Annotated in this window: 15 protein-coding genes; 4 read left to right on the top strand and 11 right to left on the bottom strand. The window is 34.5% G+C overall.

The features are described 5' to 3' along the window. Nucleotides 1-1,476, bottom strand: coding sequence for a hybrid sensor histidine kinase/response regulator (locus B5X64_RS11045; RefSeq protein ID WP_079465291.1), 1,476 nt, complete (start codon nt 1,474-1,476; stop codon nt 1-3). Between the two features lie 415 nt (nt 1,477-1,891). Between B5X64_RS11045 and B5X64_RS11040 the strand changes: the two genes are divergently transcribed. The 4 genes from B5X64_RS11040 to B5X64_RS22560 all read left to right on the top strand — a co-directional run bounded on the left by B5X64_RS11040 (nt 1,892) and on the right by B5X64_RS22560 (nt 4,057). Beyond that, nucleotides 1,892-2,482, top strand: coding sequence for a hypothetical protein (locus B5X64_RS11040; RefSeq protein WP_123920831.1), 591 nt, complete (start codon nt 1,892-1,894; stop codon nt 2,480-2,482). Between the two features lie 286 nt (nt 2,483-2,768). Further along, nucleotides 2,769-2,996, top strand: a complete 228-nt coding sequence (locus B5X64_RS11035; protein ID WP_079465289.1) for a hypothetical protein — start codon at nt 2,769-2,771, stop codon at nt 2,994-2,996. A gap of 110 nt (nt 2,997-3,106) precedes the next feature. After that, on the top strand, nt 3,107-3,694 hold the full coding sequence (locus tag B5X64_RS11030; RefSeq protein ID WP_079465288.1) for a YciE/YciF ferroxidase family protein: 588 nt from the start codon (nt 3,107-3,109) through the stop codon (nt 3,692-3,694). Between the two features lie 192 nt (nt 3,695-3,886). Beyond that, the gene (locus B5X64_RS22560; protein WP_034673671.1) at nt 3,887-4,057 is read left to right on the top strand and encodes a lmo0937 family membrane protein; all 171 of its coding nucleotides are present in this window, start codon (nt 3,887-3,889) and stop codon (nt 4,055-4,057) included. A 111-nt stretch (nt 4,058-4,168) separates the two neighbouring features. Here the strand turns inward: B5X64_RS22560 and B5X64_RS11025 are convergent, their stop codons facing one another. The 10 genes from B5X64_RS11025 to B5X64_RS10990 all read right to left on the bottom strand — a co-directional run bounded on the left by B5X64_RS11025 (nt 4,169) and on the right by B5X64_RS10990 (nt 15,308). After that, entirely contained in the window at nt 4,169-5,896 is a 1,728-nt protein-coding gene (locus B5X64_RS11025) for a HAMP domain-containing sensor histidine kinase (protein ID WP_079465287.1), read from the bottom strand. Further along, on the bottom strand, nt 5,896-7,020 hold the full coding sequence (locus B5X64_RS11020; protein ID WP_079465286.1) for a histidine kinase: 1,125 nt from the start codon (nt 7,018-7,020) through the stop codon (nt 5,896-5,898). Before B5X64_RS11020 ends, B5X64_RS11025 begins: the two co-directional genes overlap by 1 nt. A gap of 10 nt (nt 7,021-7,030) precedes the next feature. Next, nucleotides 7,031-8,110, bottom strand: coding sequence for a porin (locus B5X64_RS11015; protein ID WP_079465285.1), 1,080 nt, complete (start codon nt 8,108-8,110; stop codon nt 7,031-7,033). A gap of 329 nt (nt 8,111-8,439) precedes the next feature. Next, on the bottom strand, nt 8,440-9,006 hold the full coding sequence (locus B5X64_RS11010; RefSeq protein ID WP_079465284.1) for a K(+)-transporting ATPase subunit C: 567 nt from the start codon (nt 9,004-9,006) through the stop codon (nt 8,440-8,442). Nucleotides 9,007-9,114: 108 nt separating this feature from the next. After that, the gene (gene kdpB, locus B5X64_RS11005; RefSeq protein ID WP_079465283.1) at nt 9,115-11,124 is read right to left on the bottom strand and encodes a potassium-transporting ATPase subunit KdpB; all 2,010 of its coding nucleotides are present in this window, start codon (nt 11,122-11,124) and stop codon (nt 9,115-9,117) included. A 34-nt stretch (nt 11,125-11,158) separates the two neighbouring features. After that, on the bottom strand, nt 11,159-12,847 hold the full coding sequence (kdpA, locus tag B5X64_RS11000; protein ID WP_079465282.1) for a potassium-transporting ATPase subunit KdpA: 1,689 nt from the start codon (nt 12,845-12,847) through the stop codon (nt 11,159-11,161). Nucleotides 12,848-12,992: 145 nt separating this feature from the next. Further along, nucleotides 12,993-13,070 carry a potassium-transporting ATPase subunit F gene (locus B5X64_RS23320; protein ID WP_084550507.1) on the bottom strand — a complete coding sequence of 26 codons (78 nt, stop codon included), beginning with the start codon at nt 13,068-13,070 and terminating at the stop codon, nt 12,993-12,995. A gap of 106 nt (nt 13,071-13,176) precedes the next feature. After that, the gene (locus tag B5X64_RS22795; protein ID WP_164463419.1) at nt 13,177-13,317 is read right to left on the bottom strand and encodes a hypothetical protein; all 141 of its coding nucleotides are present in this window, start codon (nt 13,315-13,317) and stop codon (nt 13,177-13,179) included. Nucleotides 13,318-13,436: 119 nt separating this feature from the next. Beyond that, nucleotides 13,437-13,796, bottom strand: a complete 360-nt coding sequence (locus B5X64_RS10995; RefSeq protein ID WP_139377607.1) for a DUF7674 family protein — start codon at nt 13,794-13,796, stop codon at nt 13,437-13,439. A 159-nt stretch (nt 13,797-13,955) separates the two neighbouring features. Continuing rightward, nucleotides 13,956-15,308, bottom strand: a complete 1,353-nt coding sequence (locus tag B5X64_RS10990; RefSeq protein ID WP_079465280.1) for a sigma-54-dependent transcriptional regulator — start codon at nt 15,306-15,308, stop codon at nt 13,956-13,958. Between the last annotated feature and the right edge of the window lie 213 nt (nt 15,309-15,521).

Here is a 15,521-nt window from a genome sequence, read left to right as displayed (position 1 = left end):
TTAATTTAATGGTAATGTGAAATAAAAGGTAGAACCCTCATCTATAATACTCGAAACTCCAATATTTCCGTGATGCTGTTTGATGATTTCAGAACAGATGTAAAGCCCAATTCCCATTCCCTGAAACTGGAGCGAAGATTCTTCTACACGGTAAAATTTATGAAACACAGCTTCCTGCTTGAAATCTGGAATACCAATTCCAAAATCGGTTACACTCACCTTTACTTCCTGCTCTTCTTCATCTACAAAGGTGGTAACGATTACCTGGTGATTCTCCGGAGAATATTTGATGGCATTGGTTAAGAAATTAATCAAAACCTGCTCAATACGAATGGAATCCAAAGGAATAAGAATATCAGGAATATAACCGTGACGATCAATTTTCACCTTTTTCTCATCATGAGTCTGAAGAATGGTTTCGATTGCATTTTGTATTAATTGATCAAGATTGGTAGGTTTTTTATTGATTTTAAGTTTCCCATTTTCAATTTTAGAAACATCCAACAAGTCTGAAATCAGCGTATTAAGTTTTTCAATTTGATCCTGAACTTTAACCAAAAATCCGGATTCTGCACTTTCTTTACTCAGTTTCAATTTTCGGTCTAAAAGCTGAACGTAAGCTTTAATACTCGTTAAAGGAGTTTTCAGTTCATGACTGGCGATACTCAAGAATTCGTCCTTCTCTTTCTCTACTTTTTTCTGATCATCGATATCGGTAAAGGTTCCTACCCAGTTTTTGATTACATTTTCTTCACGCACCGGAGTGACGCGAAGCAAGTGGTATCTGAAGTCTCCTGATTTTATATTTTTAATTCTGATTTCTAATTCGAGTGCCTTTTCTTTCTTTTTGCATTGGGCAAATTCTTCTACAATACAGAAATCATCGGGGTGAGTTTCCGGAAAAGTCGTGTAAGAATGTGAATATTCGTACCATTTTCCGTTAACGAAATCTATCGTTCCTTCCTCATTAATCGTAAATGCAATTTGCGGTAAAGACTCCAACATCAGATGAAAATGATCGATCTGCGATTTCATGGTAACCTGAGATTCTCGTCGGCCTTTCACTTCAAGTTCAAGACTTTGCTGAGTTTTTTTCATGGCAACATTCTGTTCCTGAAGATTGTAAAACGTTTTTACTTTTAAGAGCAGAATTTCAGGATCTACAGGTTTGGTAACATAATCTTTTCCTCCCGAAGCATAGCCTTTTGTAATAAATCTTTTCTCTGTATTGACAGCCGATAAAAAAATAATGGGAATATCTTTGGTTCCACTATATCCTGCAAGAGTTTCGGCAACTTCAAACCCGTCCATTTCCGGCATTTGTACATCTAAAATAATTAAGGCATAATCATTTTTCAATGCTTTCCCTAATGCTTCCGGACCAGAATCTGCGGTATCTACCTGAAAATCTTTCGATTCTAATAATTTTTTTAATGAAAAAAGATTGTTTTGATTGTCATCAACGATTAAGATCATATCTAGGGTAAAATCAATTATTTGTTAATTTTTTCTGACTCAAAAATACTGACAATTATCCGATAAACAGTTATTTCTAAACCATTTTTATCATAATCTATATTATTAATAACTGATTCGGAAAATTCATTCAATATATTCTGAAAATCACAAATCTGATTAATGATTTTTAGATAAAATTCAGATAATTGTATGAAAAGTAATGATTGTGGTATTGTTTGAATATTCAATTTTTTCTTCTAGTTCGCAACAATGGTGCCAACAAAACTCAGTAATTTATCTTAGAAATATCTTTCGATTATTATCCTGATTTTGTTTATATTGTCATTTTAAATTTTGTTTAAAACATTTTATCGATGATTAAATCTCGAGTAAACTAAACATACTATTCAATAAAAACTTTTAATTTAAAACCATGAAAAACACATTGCTGCTATTTTTAATTTTCACTTCGATGAATATTTATTCGCAACAGCAGAAAACGATCGAGCATTTTACTGTGCGTGTAAGAGAAGAAGTGGGTGATCTGAACAGAGACGGGCTACAGGATAAAGTAATTTTAACGATGGATACCGTAGATGCGCAACGACCATTAAAACTGCAGATTTTTCTACTGCAATCAAACAGAAAGCTCAGATTAGAATTTTCTTCAAAAGATGTTTTCAATCCTCAATATCCTAATGGAAAATATGGCGGCGATCAAATCCCTAGTATTTCTATTGAAAACGGTAATCTCATTCTTTATTCGGAAATACAAGATGTAAAACAGTACTATACATTCCGTTATCAGAATGGAAAGTTTGAATTAATTCATATTTCCAAAATCATTTGGGATGGTAAAGACACGACGACTGAAACAAAATTTGATCTCATAAAAGGTGAAAAAACTGAAGTTAACAAATTATTAGGTTCAGAAAAAGCAAAAAAGAAAAAGCCAACCAAAATCGCCTTGAAAGCTTTACCTACTCTTCAGAATTTCAGAAATCCTGAAAATCAATTGGAGTAAATCATATTGAATTATGATTAGCAATAAAAAAATATTATTCAATCTTACTCACTACAAAAATTAAAGTTTAGATACCACACGAGCTATGCATGGCATATGAATTGTTATGTGTAATGCACACCACAATCAATTATATTATTATGATTTTGAATTGCCTACTTACGTAGGCAATTTTTGTATCTATAAATGTAAAGTAATATAGTTACCGAGACAAATTTGTGGGCATGCTTGTTGTTTAGAATCTTTTGACTTATAAAAATTAACCGTAATTTTAAAAATAGAATTCATGAATCATAAAGAAGCTTTATTGCATAAAAAAGAATCTCTGAAAAATGCCGATGAATCGGTATTGAAACAATATCATCTTGTAATTTCACCAGCTAATACTGACGAAAGCAAAAAATTTATAGATGATTTCCTGAAAAATCCTGAAAAGTTTGATGATGAAAGTTGTAAAAAATATTCTTCTGATGATACTTTTGAAGTCATTAGTTTTAAAAAAGAAGAAGAATAATATTTATTTAAAAATCTAATATTTACAATATATACCACAATCTAATGATTTTGACTTTGATGGTCTGAAAATTGTAATTTTAAAAGCTAAATCAACTAACAAAATTTTTTATGGAAACTAAAAGTGCATCAACGAAAAAAGCTTCGGCTAAAAAAACGGTAAAAACACCCACAAAGTCTAACGTTAAAACTCCTGCAAAAAAAGATGCAGCAAAAAATCTGAGTGATTTGTTTGAAGATTCTTTGAAGGATATTTACTGGGCTGAAAAAGCACTAACTAAAGCATTACCCAAAATGCAGAAAAATGCAACTGATCCTAAGCTTAAAAAAGCGATTGGGGACCATTTGGAAGAAACTAAAGAGCAAATAAAAAGGCTTGAAGCATGTTTTAAAGCATTAAAGAAAAAACCACAGGCGAAAAAATGCGATGCAATGCAGGGACTTTTAGATGAAGGCAAAAGCATTATGGAAGAAACGAAACCAGGTGCAGTGCGTGATGCAGGTATTATTGCTGCTTCGCAGAAAGTTGAGCATTATGAAATAGCAACGTATGGAACGTTGGCAGCATATGCAAAAATTCTTAAAGAAAAAGATTGTCTTAAACAGCTGCTTTCTACCTTAGATGAAGAGAAAAACTGTAATGATCTGCTCTCAAAAATTGCAGATACCAATCTTAACTCCAAAGCAATAAACGATTAGCCATTCCCTATAAAAGATCCTTAACCGGATCTTTTTTTATGCTTTATCAAAAATAAAAAATACCACATTGTCAAAATTAAACCTCTGTAAATCAAATACAAAAAGAAAAAATATTTTTTGAAGACGACATTTAAAATCAATAAAGGCACAGAAAATGCATATAACTAGATAACCAACCAAAAATTTATTATTATGAGAAGTATATTATGGCTTGTTGCAGTAATCTGCATCGTAGTTTGGCTACTAGGAATGCTCGGGGTAATTCCAGGAATGGATACCGGAAGTTTAATTCACGTTCTTTTAGTTATTGCAATAATTGTTGTATTAATTAATGTTATTTCGGGACGTAAACCACTCAACTAAAGAGTAAAACAAAAAGATAAAAAGTAGCTGTAAATATTTTTCAGCTACTTTTTTATTTTAGATTATATTGCATTTCTTTTGAATTAAAAATACAGTTTTACTATTGTCATATTAATTTTTTAAAATAAAGCTGAATACACTCCCCTTTCCTACTTCGCTTTCTACAGCAATGCTTCCACGTTGTGCTTCAATAAATTCTTTACTGATACTGAGCCCTAAACCTGTTCCTTCAGCTTTTGTACCAGGAACTCTAAAATACCTTGTGAAAATATGTTTCAGATATTGCTCATCAATCCCTAAACCTTGATCTTCTACAGAAAACTTCACATGGTCAGAATCAAGCTTCTCAATTTTTATAGTGACAGTTGATTGTTCATAAGAATAACGGATTGCATTAGAAACAATATTATTGAGAACCCACAAAGTCTTTTCCTGATCTGCATTGATGATATCTAACCCTGAACCTATATCTGTAATAATAGATATTTGCCTTCTATCGGCTGCCGATTTATTGGTTTTAATGACTTCTTCAAGCATTGTATCAATCTTAAACGGACGAATATCCAATTGACTTACTCCGGTTTCCAATTGAGCTATATTTAATAGCTCGCCTGTAATTTTTAGCAATCGCAAGGTATCTTCGTCAATCCCTTTAATCAATTTTTGCTGCTCTTCATTCAGGCTGCCGATTTTTTCATTTTCCAATAACTGCAATCCCATTTGTATCGAAGAAATAGGTGTTTTAAATTCATGCGAAACCGTTCCTATGAAACGAGTTTTAGCCAAATCGAGCTCTTTAAAGGGAGTGATATTTCGAAGCATAATCACCTGACCAATAAAGCGGCTATCATTTTCACCGGTTGGAATCACATTGATGTCTAAAATTTCTTTTTCAAAATAGTTTTCTTTTCCTTCCACAAAAATTTTCAATAATTCTGCAGGATTTTTCTCTGCATCAGGATCGATGATCTCTTTAATAAGATCACGCACCAGATCATTACTCACGGCAACATCCTGAATAAGTTTACCTACAAAATTTTCCTTTTTAAGCCCGGAAATTTTTAAGGCTTCATCGTTTACAAAAAGAACGTTTCTGTTTTCGTCAATTCCTATTACGGCATCGTGCATATTATCAATCAAGGTCTCAATGCGTTTTTTTCCTTTTAAAATTTTATCAATTCTGCTTTCGGAATATTCCTGAAGTTTTTCTGCCATCGTATTAAAAGATCTAGCCAGTTCGCCAAATTCACTGTTACTTTCAAACTGTACCCGCTCTCTGTAATTTTGATTGGCAATCTGATGAATACTCGAAGTCAATTCACGGATCGGATTTGAAATATTGGCTGGTAAATTAACCATCAAAATAAATGCGATTAAAAAACATAAAGTTCCGGCAATCGAAATAACCGCAATAGCATTCTGTGCTGTTGTATTCGCAATGCCGCTTTTAATCTGAATAGCATTCATATTCAGCTGCATCAATTCGGCAATATCCTTTCTTATGGCTGAATGTAAACTTAAATTTCCTTCATTATTTTTTAAATCTGAAAAATGAGCGAGTATATTTTTCGTTGCTGCTTTTTCCCCATCTTCTGTAATATTCTGACGCTGAAGATCAAGATTTTTCTGAAAATCTGCTATTGCAAAAGGTTCTTTACCAATTTCTTCGAGCGACAACAGCATATTTCGGGAATACTGCAACGTATTGTAATTGTCAGTAAGAATATTCTGCGTATCTTTTTTAAGCTGATAAATAAACCATCCACCCAAAGTTGACAGTACAATTATCATAAAAAACAGGAGACCAACGCCTGCATTAAGCTTTGTTTTTATTTTCATTACGACAAAATTACTAAATCTACGTTCTGTTTTGAAAGTCTTTTGAGTAAGGAATTAAAAGTATCGGTAGCTAAAATAATTCTCCAAATATCCAGATGCGGTTTTCCGATGCATACGGTTGTAATCTTACGTTCTTCGCATTGCTCCATAATCGTCATTGCTATATTTTTGCTTTGAATTTTTATAATTTCTGCGCCCAATTCAGTTGCCAATCTGAAATTATTAATCAAATGCCTCTGTTTATTCAACGCAATTCTGTCCGCCGACTCACGAGGAACCTGTACATACAGTAAAAACCACTGACTGTTGTAATAACTTGCCAGTCTCGCCGTTTTTCTGATTACATTTTTAGCCGTCGTTTCGTTTGAACTGATGCATGCAAGGAATTTTTCTTTCCTTAAAGTTTTTCCGGTTATAATTTCGGTTTCTACTTTCCTGGTGACCTGCGATGCCACTTCTTTCAACGCCAATTCACGAAGCTGAAGAATATTTTCATTTTTAAAAAAATTATTCAGCGCAGAAGGTATTTTGCTTTGTTCGTAAATTTTTCCTTCTTTTAACCTTACAATTAATTCATCTGCAGTAAGGTCGATATTCACCACCTCATCGGCAGAAGCCAAAACGGTATCGGGAATTCTTTCGGTAACTTCAATTCCTGTCACCGTTTTTACCTCATCGTTTAGACTTTCTAAATGTTGGATATTTACAGCACTGATGACATTAATTCCGGCATCTAAAATCTCAAAAACATCCTGCCATCTTTTTTTATTTTTGCTTCCTTCAATATTGGTATGAGCCAATTCGTCAATAATAACGATCTCAGGACGCAACACGATAATCGCCGGAACATCGAGTTCATCAAGCTCTTTTCCTTTGTAAAACAATTTCCTTCTGGGAATAATCGGAAGGCCTTCCAACAAATCGTGGGTTTCTTTACGGTTGTGCGTTTCTACATAGCCAATTTTTACATCAATTCCGTTTTGAAGAAGCACATGAGCTTCCTGCAACATTCTGTAGGTTTTTCCCACACCTGCACTCATCCCGATGTAAATTTTCAGTTTACCCCGTTTTGAACTGTTAATTAACTGCAGAAATTCTTCCGCTGATTTTCTTGATTCATTCATTTTTTTTCATTTAAAATGAAATTGCCAAAGCTGTAGTTGCCGTCAAACTGTTTTTATTAAACTCCTCTGTTCTGTTCATAAAGATAGCATCTTTACTGCTTAAATTTCTTATTTCTGTTCGCCAGACAAGGTTTGGAAAAATCTGATAGTCTGCATTGAAAGAATATCCGAAAGTTTTGAAACCATTTTCTGTACCGGTTGAAATAATAACACCTTTTTCATCCTGATAATATTCTCCTCTTGCTGTAAAACTCAATTTATCTGTAGCATTGTATTTTGCAATTAAAACTGGTGTGTACCAAACTTTATACTGGTCGCTTCCTTTTGCTTTTTGTTCGCCTCCGATGTCAAAACCTGCAGTGACTCCAAATTTTTTATTGATTTGATATACCGCATACAGATTGTGGAAATATCGCATCTGGCGAATACTGTCGGGTTTATCATTTCCTATGAAAGAACTGCTGTTAATGGTCAGTTTTTCATTAGGTTTAAAAATCAATTGATGACCGAATCCAGGAGTAGAATTTCCGTCAACTCTCTGAATACGTTGCCAACCGTTGAGTACCAAACCACTTATAAACCATTTCCCACTTTCTGAGGTGTAAGAAATTTTTGCACCAGTTTCGAAATAAGGAGAATTATCGGCAAAAAGACTTCGGGTAAGCGTCCAGTTGTCTTTTCCTACCGCACTTTCAAAACCTAAATGCGATGGGAAAATTCCTGCATCAATCCACAAATTATGTTTTTTAGAGATTTTCAAACCTGCATTGGCTTCATAAACATTTTTCATCACGCCTTGTTCGGAAACATAATTGGCATTCATATAAGTTCCCACAGCGAGAGCCAGATTAGCTCGTACACTTTCGGTGCTGTAAGCGGTTTTTATATAAGTTAAATTGACATTGATTTCATTATTTCTATTGTGGCTATACACAAATCCCGGTCGGTTATTATTTTTAGGATTATTAAAATCTGCTGTATAATAAACTTCAGCGTATCCGCTTATTGTGAGAGGTTTATTGATTGAATCGTTTTGAGCAGATGCAGTGATTCCGCATACAGCCAACAAAACAAAAAGTATTTTTTTCATTTATTTTAAATTAAAAAGTGTGGGAGAATTTCGTTAAGAAAAATCATTGTTGTCCGGTGAAAAACATAAACAAATTGATGAATAATATATTCATAGATAAATTAACAGCACGCTCCTCCGGAGCTTCGTTTTTTAGGAAATTCATTTTGTCTATTAACAGTAAATCCCGATGGGATTAAATACAGATCCAATAGGAGCGAACTCTTAATAGCAAATAGTAGTTTATAGAATTAGAGCTCCAGTGGAGCGACCTGCTAATTGCATTTAATTTTTATCGGACAAAATGTAAAAAATGAAATTTAAGATGATTAATATTGATTTTTTTAAAATTATTTTCCACTCAATTGATCGAGTGCTATATTTAATTTTAGAACATTGATTTTTTCAGGGCCAAATAGTCCAATCAATGGCTTTTCTGTATGTTCAGCGATGAGGTTATTGATTTCTCTCTCATACAGATTTCTGCTTTTAGCAATTCTTTTTGCCTGGATTTTTGCAGCTTGTACTGAGATATTGGGATCAAGTCCACTTCCGCTTGCTGTTACTAAGTCTGCTGGAATTTCTGACTTTGCAATTCCCGGATTTTTCATCATAAAAGTATTGATGCGAGCCTGAACTTGTTTTAAATACTCTTCATTTGATGGACCTTTGTTGCTTCCTCCCGAACCTGCAGCATTATAATCTACCGAAGAAGGTCTAGACCAGAAATATTTGTCGCTGGTAAAAGACTGTGCGATATTCGCATAATAGGTTTTGTTATTGTGTTTTATTAAATCACCTTTCCCATGATTGGGTGAAAGTTGAGCAATTGCCCAGATTGATATCGGATACATAATTGCAAGAAGAATAATGCACAAAGCTGTCAGTTTTATTGCAGGTAAAATATGTGTTTTCATTTTGTAATAATTTAATGAAAGGCAAATGGCAAGAAGAAATGAGATCGTTAAAAGGACGAAAAGTATGATAAGATAATAAAGCTTCTCCTTGCCAAGCCAGTTAGATATTTAGAAAAATAAAGAAACGATAAGGTCTATGATTTTAATACCGATAAATGGAATTACCACACCACCCAATCCGAAGATGAATAGATTACGTCTCAACAAAGCCGATGCGCCGATTGGTTTGTAGGCTACCCCTTTCAATGCCAATGGAATCAATATCGGAATAATAATCGCGTTGAAAATGACCGCAGACAAAATTGCACTTTCCGGACTGTGAAGATTCATAATATTTAAACCTTGCAACGCTGGAATTGCTGTAATAAACAACGCAGGAATAATCGCAAAATATTTGGCAACATCATTAGCAATACTGAATGTCGTCAATGTTCCTCTTGTCATCAGCAATTGTTTTCCAATTTCTACAACTTCAATTAATTTTGTAGGATCGTTATCAAGATCGACCATATTTCCGGCTTCTTTTGCAGCCTGAGTTCCACTGTTCATTGCAACACCCACATCTGCTTGAGCTAAAGCGGGAGCATCATTGGTACCGTCTCCCATCATGGCAACCAGGCGACCTTCAGTTTGTTCTTTTTTGATGTAATTCATTTTATCTTCAGGTTTTGCTTCTGCGATAAAATCATCAACTCCTGCTTTTTCGGCAATAAATTTTGCAGTAAGCGGATTATCTCCGGTAACCATAACGGTTTTAATACCCATTTTTCTTAGACGATCAAAACGCTCGCTGATTCCGGGTTTGATGATATCCTGAAGTTCAATAACTCCCAAAACTTTTTCATTTTCTGAAACTACCAAAGGTGTTCCTCCATTTTGAGAAATTTCTTTAACCTTTAAATCAATTTCCTGCGGAAAAGTATTTCCAGCCGCTTCAGATATTTTTCTGATAGCATCTGTTGCTCCTTTTCTAATGCGGGTTTCATCATAATCAATTCCTGAGCTTCTGGTTTCTGCCGTAAATTTGATGTATTTAGGATTATTAATTTGATATGTTAAAGGATTAATTCCAGCCAGCTCAATGATTGATTTTCCTTCCGGAGTTTCATCTGCCATTGAACTTAAAACCGCTGCTTTTATCAATTGTATTTCATCAACTTGGTTAGCAGGATAAAAACTTGTTGCTTTACGGTTTCCGATGGTAATTGTCCCGGTTTTATCTAAAAGTAAAACGTCGATATCTCCGGCTGTTTCTACTGCTCTACCACTTTTTGTGATCACATTAGCTCGTAATGCTCTATCCATTCCGGCAATACCGATCGCAGATAATAATCCGCCAATTGTAGTAGGAATCAGACACACAAAAAGTGAGATAAATGATGCAATGGTAATCGTGACATCAGAATAATCTGCAAACGGTTTTAAAGTCACGCAAACGATGATAAAAACTAATGTAAAACCTGCCAGTAAAATGGTTAAAGCAATTTCGTTCGGCGTTTTCTGTCTTGAAGCACCTTCTACCAAAGCAATCATCTTATCTAAAAAGCTTTCTCCCGGCTGTGTAGTTACCTGTACAACAATTCTATCAGACAAAACTTTTGTCCCTCCAGTTACAGAACTTTTATCACCACCCGATTCACGGATTACGGGAGCAGATTCGCCGGTAATCGCACTTTCATCTATTGTGGCAAGACCTTCAATGATTTCTCCGTCTGAAGGAATAATATCTCCGGCTTCACAAACAAAAACATCACCTTTCTGTAATTTAGAGGAGGAAATTGTTTCTCCATTTTGCAGTTTTGCAGGCGTTTCCTCTCTGGTTTTACGAAGACTGTCTGCCTGAGCTTTTCCTCTTGCTTCGGCAATTGCTTCAGCAAAGTTCCCGAACAAAACGGTGAGTAAAAGAATGATGAAAACCGTAAAATTATATGCAAAGCTTCCCTGAGATTTCTCTCCTGTCAAAGTCCAGATGCTTACAAAGAACATCACCAATGTACCAAGCCATACGAGAAACATGACAGGATTTTTAAACATCAGTTTAGGATTCAGCTTCACAAAAGACTGTTTCAGTGCTTCCTGAACCAATTCTTTTTGAAACAAAGATTTATTTTGAGTCATTTTAATTTCTGTTATTTTAAATTTTATCTGAATTTTATTTCATCGAAAAATATTCTGCAATCGGTCCTAAAGCCAATGCTGGGAAGAAAGACAGGGCTGCAATAATGGCAATCACGGCAAAAGTCATGAGTCCAAATGTTGAAGTATCTGTTTTTAAAGTTCCTTCACCTTCCGGAATATATTTTTTCTGAGCTAATAATCCTGCAATTGCTACAGGGCCAATAATAGGTAAAAAACGACCGAGCAATAAGACAATTCCTGTCGAAATATTCCAAAAAAGATTGTTATCGCCTAAACCTTCAAAACCACTTCCGTTATTGGCTGCAGAAGATGTATATTCATACAATACTTCGCTGAAACCGTGGAATCCTGGATTGTTGAGTGTAGAAGTTCCGACTTCCGGAAAATAAGTGGCGATTGCAGTTCCAACAAGAATTAAAAATGGATGAAATAATGCTACAATCATTGCAATTTTCATTTCACGGGCTTCAATTTTTTTACCCATAAATTCAGGAGTACGACCAACCATCAATCCGCTGATGAATACCGCAAGAATGATATAGATAAATATATTCAGAATACCTGCGCCATCACCTCCGTAGAAAGCATTCACCATCATTGCAAGCATTTGGGTCATTCCTGAAAGCGGCATTGCGCTGTCATGCATTGAATTAATAGATCCTGTAGAAATAACCGTAGTTACAATACTCCAAAAACCTGAAGCAGCCGATCCGAAACGAATTTCTTTACCTTCCATTGCGCCTAATGACTGGTCAATCCCCATCTGGCTGATTGCAGGATTACCATTCATCTCCATGATAACTGTTGGTACAGCGAGCAATAGAAATCCTACGGTCATGACTCCAAAAATCATATATCCGAATTTCTTTCTGCGGATAAAATGTCCGAATGCAAAAACCATCGCCATTGGAATGATAAATTGGGCAAACATCTCAACCATATTGGTAAAGTAAGTGGGGTTTTCTAAAGGATGAGCTCCATTAGCTCCAAAAAAACCTCCGCCATTGGTTCCCACATGTTTGATAGGAACAAATGCTGCAACCGGTCCTGTAGAAACTTCTACATTTTTACCTTCGAGCGTAATCATTTTATCTTTCCCGTTGAAAGTCATCGGCATTCCTTGAAAAACCATTACTGCACCCATTAAAAATGAAAGGGGTAGTAAAATTCTGGTTGTTGATTTAAGGAAATATTCATAGAAATTTCCGAGCTTTTCAGTAGATTTTTCTCTGAAAGCTTTAAAAATAACAATGGATGCGGCCATTCCTGTTGCTGCGGAAACAAATTGAAGAAACATTAACCAGATCTGTCCTAGGTAACTCATTCCGGTTTCGCCTGAATAATGCTGCAAATTACAGTTGACTAAGAAAGAAATGGTTGTATTAAAAGCTAAATCCGGCGACATGTCGGGATTTCCGTCGGGATTGAGCGGAAGCCAACTCATATTCATTAAAATCAACATACTCATAAAAAACCATAGGAAATTGATGGTTAAAAGTGCTGTTAAATGCTGCTTCCAGTTCATTTCATTTTCAGGATTAATTCCTGATGTTTTGTAGAAAAACCTTTCTACAGGCTTGAAAACAGGATCAAGAAATGTTTTTTCTCCTGTATAGACTTTTGAAATATATTTTCCAAAAGGTATCGCTAATAGTAATGTTATTAAAAACATTGCTACAACGCCTAAAATTTCAGTGTTCATAGGTTGTTTAATGAATTAATGCAAATTCTTTTACGGTAATCACCAGGTATAAAAAAGCAATGACGAAGCTGATCCAAAAAATCATGATTCCCCACTCTTTTATCTGATGTATAATCTTACGGTTCATTTGCTTATTAAATTATTTTTAAAATTTTTCAGGTTTTACAAGCACATAGCAGATATAAATAAATATGGCTATTGAAATAAGAAATAGTATGGTCATTTTTTTTAAATTTAAATTGTATCGAAATATTCAACGAGACGGTAAAACAAAACGAATAGCACAACTGCCGTGATTAATAGAATAATTGTTATCATTTTATTTAATTTTAATTAACCTGAAGAATTGCAGCAGCCACAAAAACCCCAAGAATTACGGCAATATTGATCGTGATTACTTCCAAATTATGTTTTTCGCGGGTAGACTTTAAGAGTTTCCAGTCTCCTATTTTTCTGATTTTTGATTTCATATGTAGATTTTATTGTTTTTTAAGGTCATCCCGAATAGTCGGGACAAGTAATGCAATCGGTGAATCTTCAATACAAGTTTATATTTCCAAATCATGGCGATTTCATTTCTTTTAATTTTTTAAATTCCTGATTTATATACTTGGCGCAAGTAATTGTTTTGCAGACTTGGTGACATTTTTGCGAAAATCAAATCTTTGTAGGATGGTTCACAGCAAAATGTAAGACTGTCTAAAGAATAAACAAAAATATTTTCGATAGCGTTTTTTAATGCCCGATCACCTTTGCTGTAAAACAGATTCATCTTGGTAATCGATTTCATCAGAATTTTCTGATCGTGATCTTTTATCAGCTTTTTTATTTGTTTGGTGAAAACACTGATCACCATAAACGGTGTTTTTGTTTTGTAAGACTCTTCAAATTCTTCCTGAGATTCAGGAATTACTTTTACGATTTCTCTTACGGCATCTGTATGATTCATTTTTAGATTGTTTTGAGTACTTATGCCAAGATTTGTTCCTTTCAAAAAAATAAATACATAACTGTATAATAAACAGTTAATTAGACAGAATAAGCAACATTCTAAAACACAAAAAACCCTATCAAAATGATAGGGTCGTTATCAGAATGGAAGTATTTTCTACAAAATTTTGTACTCTTCAACCTTTCTGTACAAGGTTGCAATACCAATTTCGAGTAATCGGGCAGCTTCGGCTTTATTGCCTTTGGTATGATTGAGAACTTTCTGTATCTGCATTTTCTCGGCACTTGCGATAGAAAACGCCGACATTATTTTTGTTTGTGCAGAATCTTTTTCACTGCTGTACACCGAAATATCTATGGGAAGGCTTTCTATTCCTAATTCAGAGGAATCTGTAAGAATAACGCTTCGTTCAATGACGTTTCGAAGCTCACGAATATTTCCTTTCCAGGGATGATTTTTTAATGCTTTTAAATAATCCGGCGACACTGAAATAATGTTTTTCCCTGTTTTAAGCGAAAAACTTTTCAGGAAAAAATTAACCAATAATTCAATATCTGTAACTCTTTCTCGCAGTGAAGGAAGTTTTATTTGAAAAATATTAATTCTGTAATATAAATCTTCACGGAAGTTTCCTTTTTCAATTTCTGTTTCCAGATCTCGGTTGGTTGCTGCAATGATTCTGACATCGGTTTTAGTGGGTTTACTGTCTCCTACTTTAAGGAATTCACCAGATTCCAGAACACGTAATAGTTTTGCCTGCAGATCTAACGGCATTTCTCCTATTTCGTCCAGAAAAACAGTTCCCTGATTGGCTTCTTCGAAAATACCTTTACTGTCTTTCATTGCACCTGTAAAAGCACCTGCTTTGTGACCAAACAATTCGTTTTCAAGCAAATCTTTTCCAAAAGCCGAACAGTTGATCGCAATGAAATTATTTTTATTTCTTTTGCTTGCATGATGAATAGCCTGCGCAAAAACCTCTTTTCCTGTACCTGTTTCGCCTGTCAAAAGAACGGTAGCATCTGTATTGGCAACTTTTCTTGCAGAATCTACCACGGTTGTAATATTTGATGACTTCCCTATAATGCTGTCGAAAGACTGTTTTCTGTTGAGCTGTTTTTCCAGATGCAGAACGCGTTTGTTAAGTGCTACTTTTTCTGCGGCTTTATAAATCAACGGAAGAATCCGGGTATTGTCGTCTCCTTTTGTAATATAATCGAAAGCGCCATTTTTGATGGCAAGAACTCCATCCGGAATGTTTCCAAATGCTGTTAAAAGAATGATTTCTACCGTAGCAAACTTTTCTTTTACAATTCGGGAAAACTCTACCCCATTTCCGTCAGGCAACTTAACATCGCAAATCACAATATCAATCTCTGAAGTTTCAAGTTTCTTTAACCCGCTTTTCAGATTGCTTGCTTCAAAAACTTCAAAGCCTTCAAGACTGATGATGCGTGACAGAAGCGATCTTATTTTGGCTTCATCATCGATAATTAAAATAGTATTCAATCGTGGAAATTTTAAACTTCAAAATTATAACTAAAATTGAGTTGTTGTTCAAATAATTTTTGTCTTTATAAAAACTTTCGGTTAAGTAAAGCTGAATATTTAGATTTAAACTTCAATAAAAATAGGTTTATAAGAATTGTTACATCGGCGGATAACGGCTTTAAAAACTATAAATAAAGAATTACAGCATCATTTATATCGTTGAAAATTAGC

The organism is Chryseobacterium balustinum, from assembly GCF_900168205.1.
In the GTDB taxonomy this organism is placed as follows: Bacteria; Bacteroidota; Bacteroidia; order Flavobacteriales; family Weeksellaceae; genus Chryseobacterium; species Chryseobacterium balustinum.
The sequence above is the reverse complement of the archived record's forward strand: the minus strand, read 5'-3'. Positions and strand labels throughout refer to the sequence as shown.

Coding starts and splice junctions, on each gene's coding strand:
- B5X64_RS11045 (WP_079465291.1), bottom strand. CDS start 1,476: ATGATCTTAATCGTTGATGACAATCAAAACAATCTTTTTTCATTAAAA.
- B5X64_RS11040 (WP_123920831.1), top strand. CDS start 1,892: ATGAAAAACACATTGCTGCTATTTTTAATTTTCACTTCGATGAATATT.
- B5X64_RS11035 (WP_079465289.1), top strand. CDS start 2,769: ATGAATCATAAAGAAGCTTTATTGCATAAAAAAGAATCTCTGAAAAAT.
- B5X64_RS11030 (WP_079465288.1), top strand. CDS start 3,107: ATGGAAACTAAAAGTGCATCAACGAAAAAAGCTTCGGCTAAAAAAACG.
- B5X64_RS22560 (WP_034673671.1), top strand. CDS start 3,887: ATGAGAAGTATATTATGGCTTGTTGCAGTAATCTGCATCGTAGTTTGG.
- B5X64_RS11025 (WP_079465287.1), bottom strand. CDS start 5,896: ATGAAAATAAAAACAAAGCTTAATGCAGGCGTTGGTCTCCTGTTTTTT.
- B5X64_RS11020 (WP_079465286.1), bottom strand. CDS start 7,020: ATGAATGAATCAAGAAAATCAGCGGAAGAATTTCTGCAGTTAATTAAC.
- B5X64_RS11015 (WP_079465285.1), bottom strand. CDS start 8,110: ATGAAAAAAATACTTTTTGTTTTGTTGGCTGTATGCGGAATCACTGCA.
- B5X64_RS11010 (WP_079465284.1), bottom strand. CDS start 9,006: ATGAAAACACATATTTTACCTGCAATAAAACTGACAGCTTTGTGCATT.
- kdpB (WP_079465283.1), bottom strand. CDS start 11,124: ATGACTCAAAATAAATCTTTGTTTCAAAAAGAATTGGTTCAGGAAGCA.
- kdpA (WP_079465282.1), bottom strand. CDS start 12,847: ATGAACACTGAAATTTTAGGCGTTGTAGCAATGTTTTTAATAACATTA.
- B5X64_RS23320 (WP_084550507.1), bottom strand. CDS start 13,070: ATGACCATACTATTTCTTATTTCAATAGCCATATTTATTTATATCTGC.
- B5X64_RS22795 (WP_164463419.1), bottom strand. CDS start 13,317: ATGAAATCAAAAATCAGAAAAATAGGAGACTGGAAACTCTTAAAGTCT.
- B5X64_RS10995 (WP_139377607.1), bottom strand. CDS start 13,796: ATGAATCATACAGATGCCGTAAGAGAAATCGTAAAAGTAATTCCTGAA.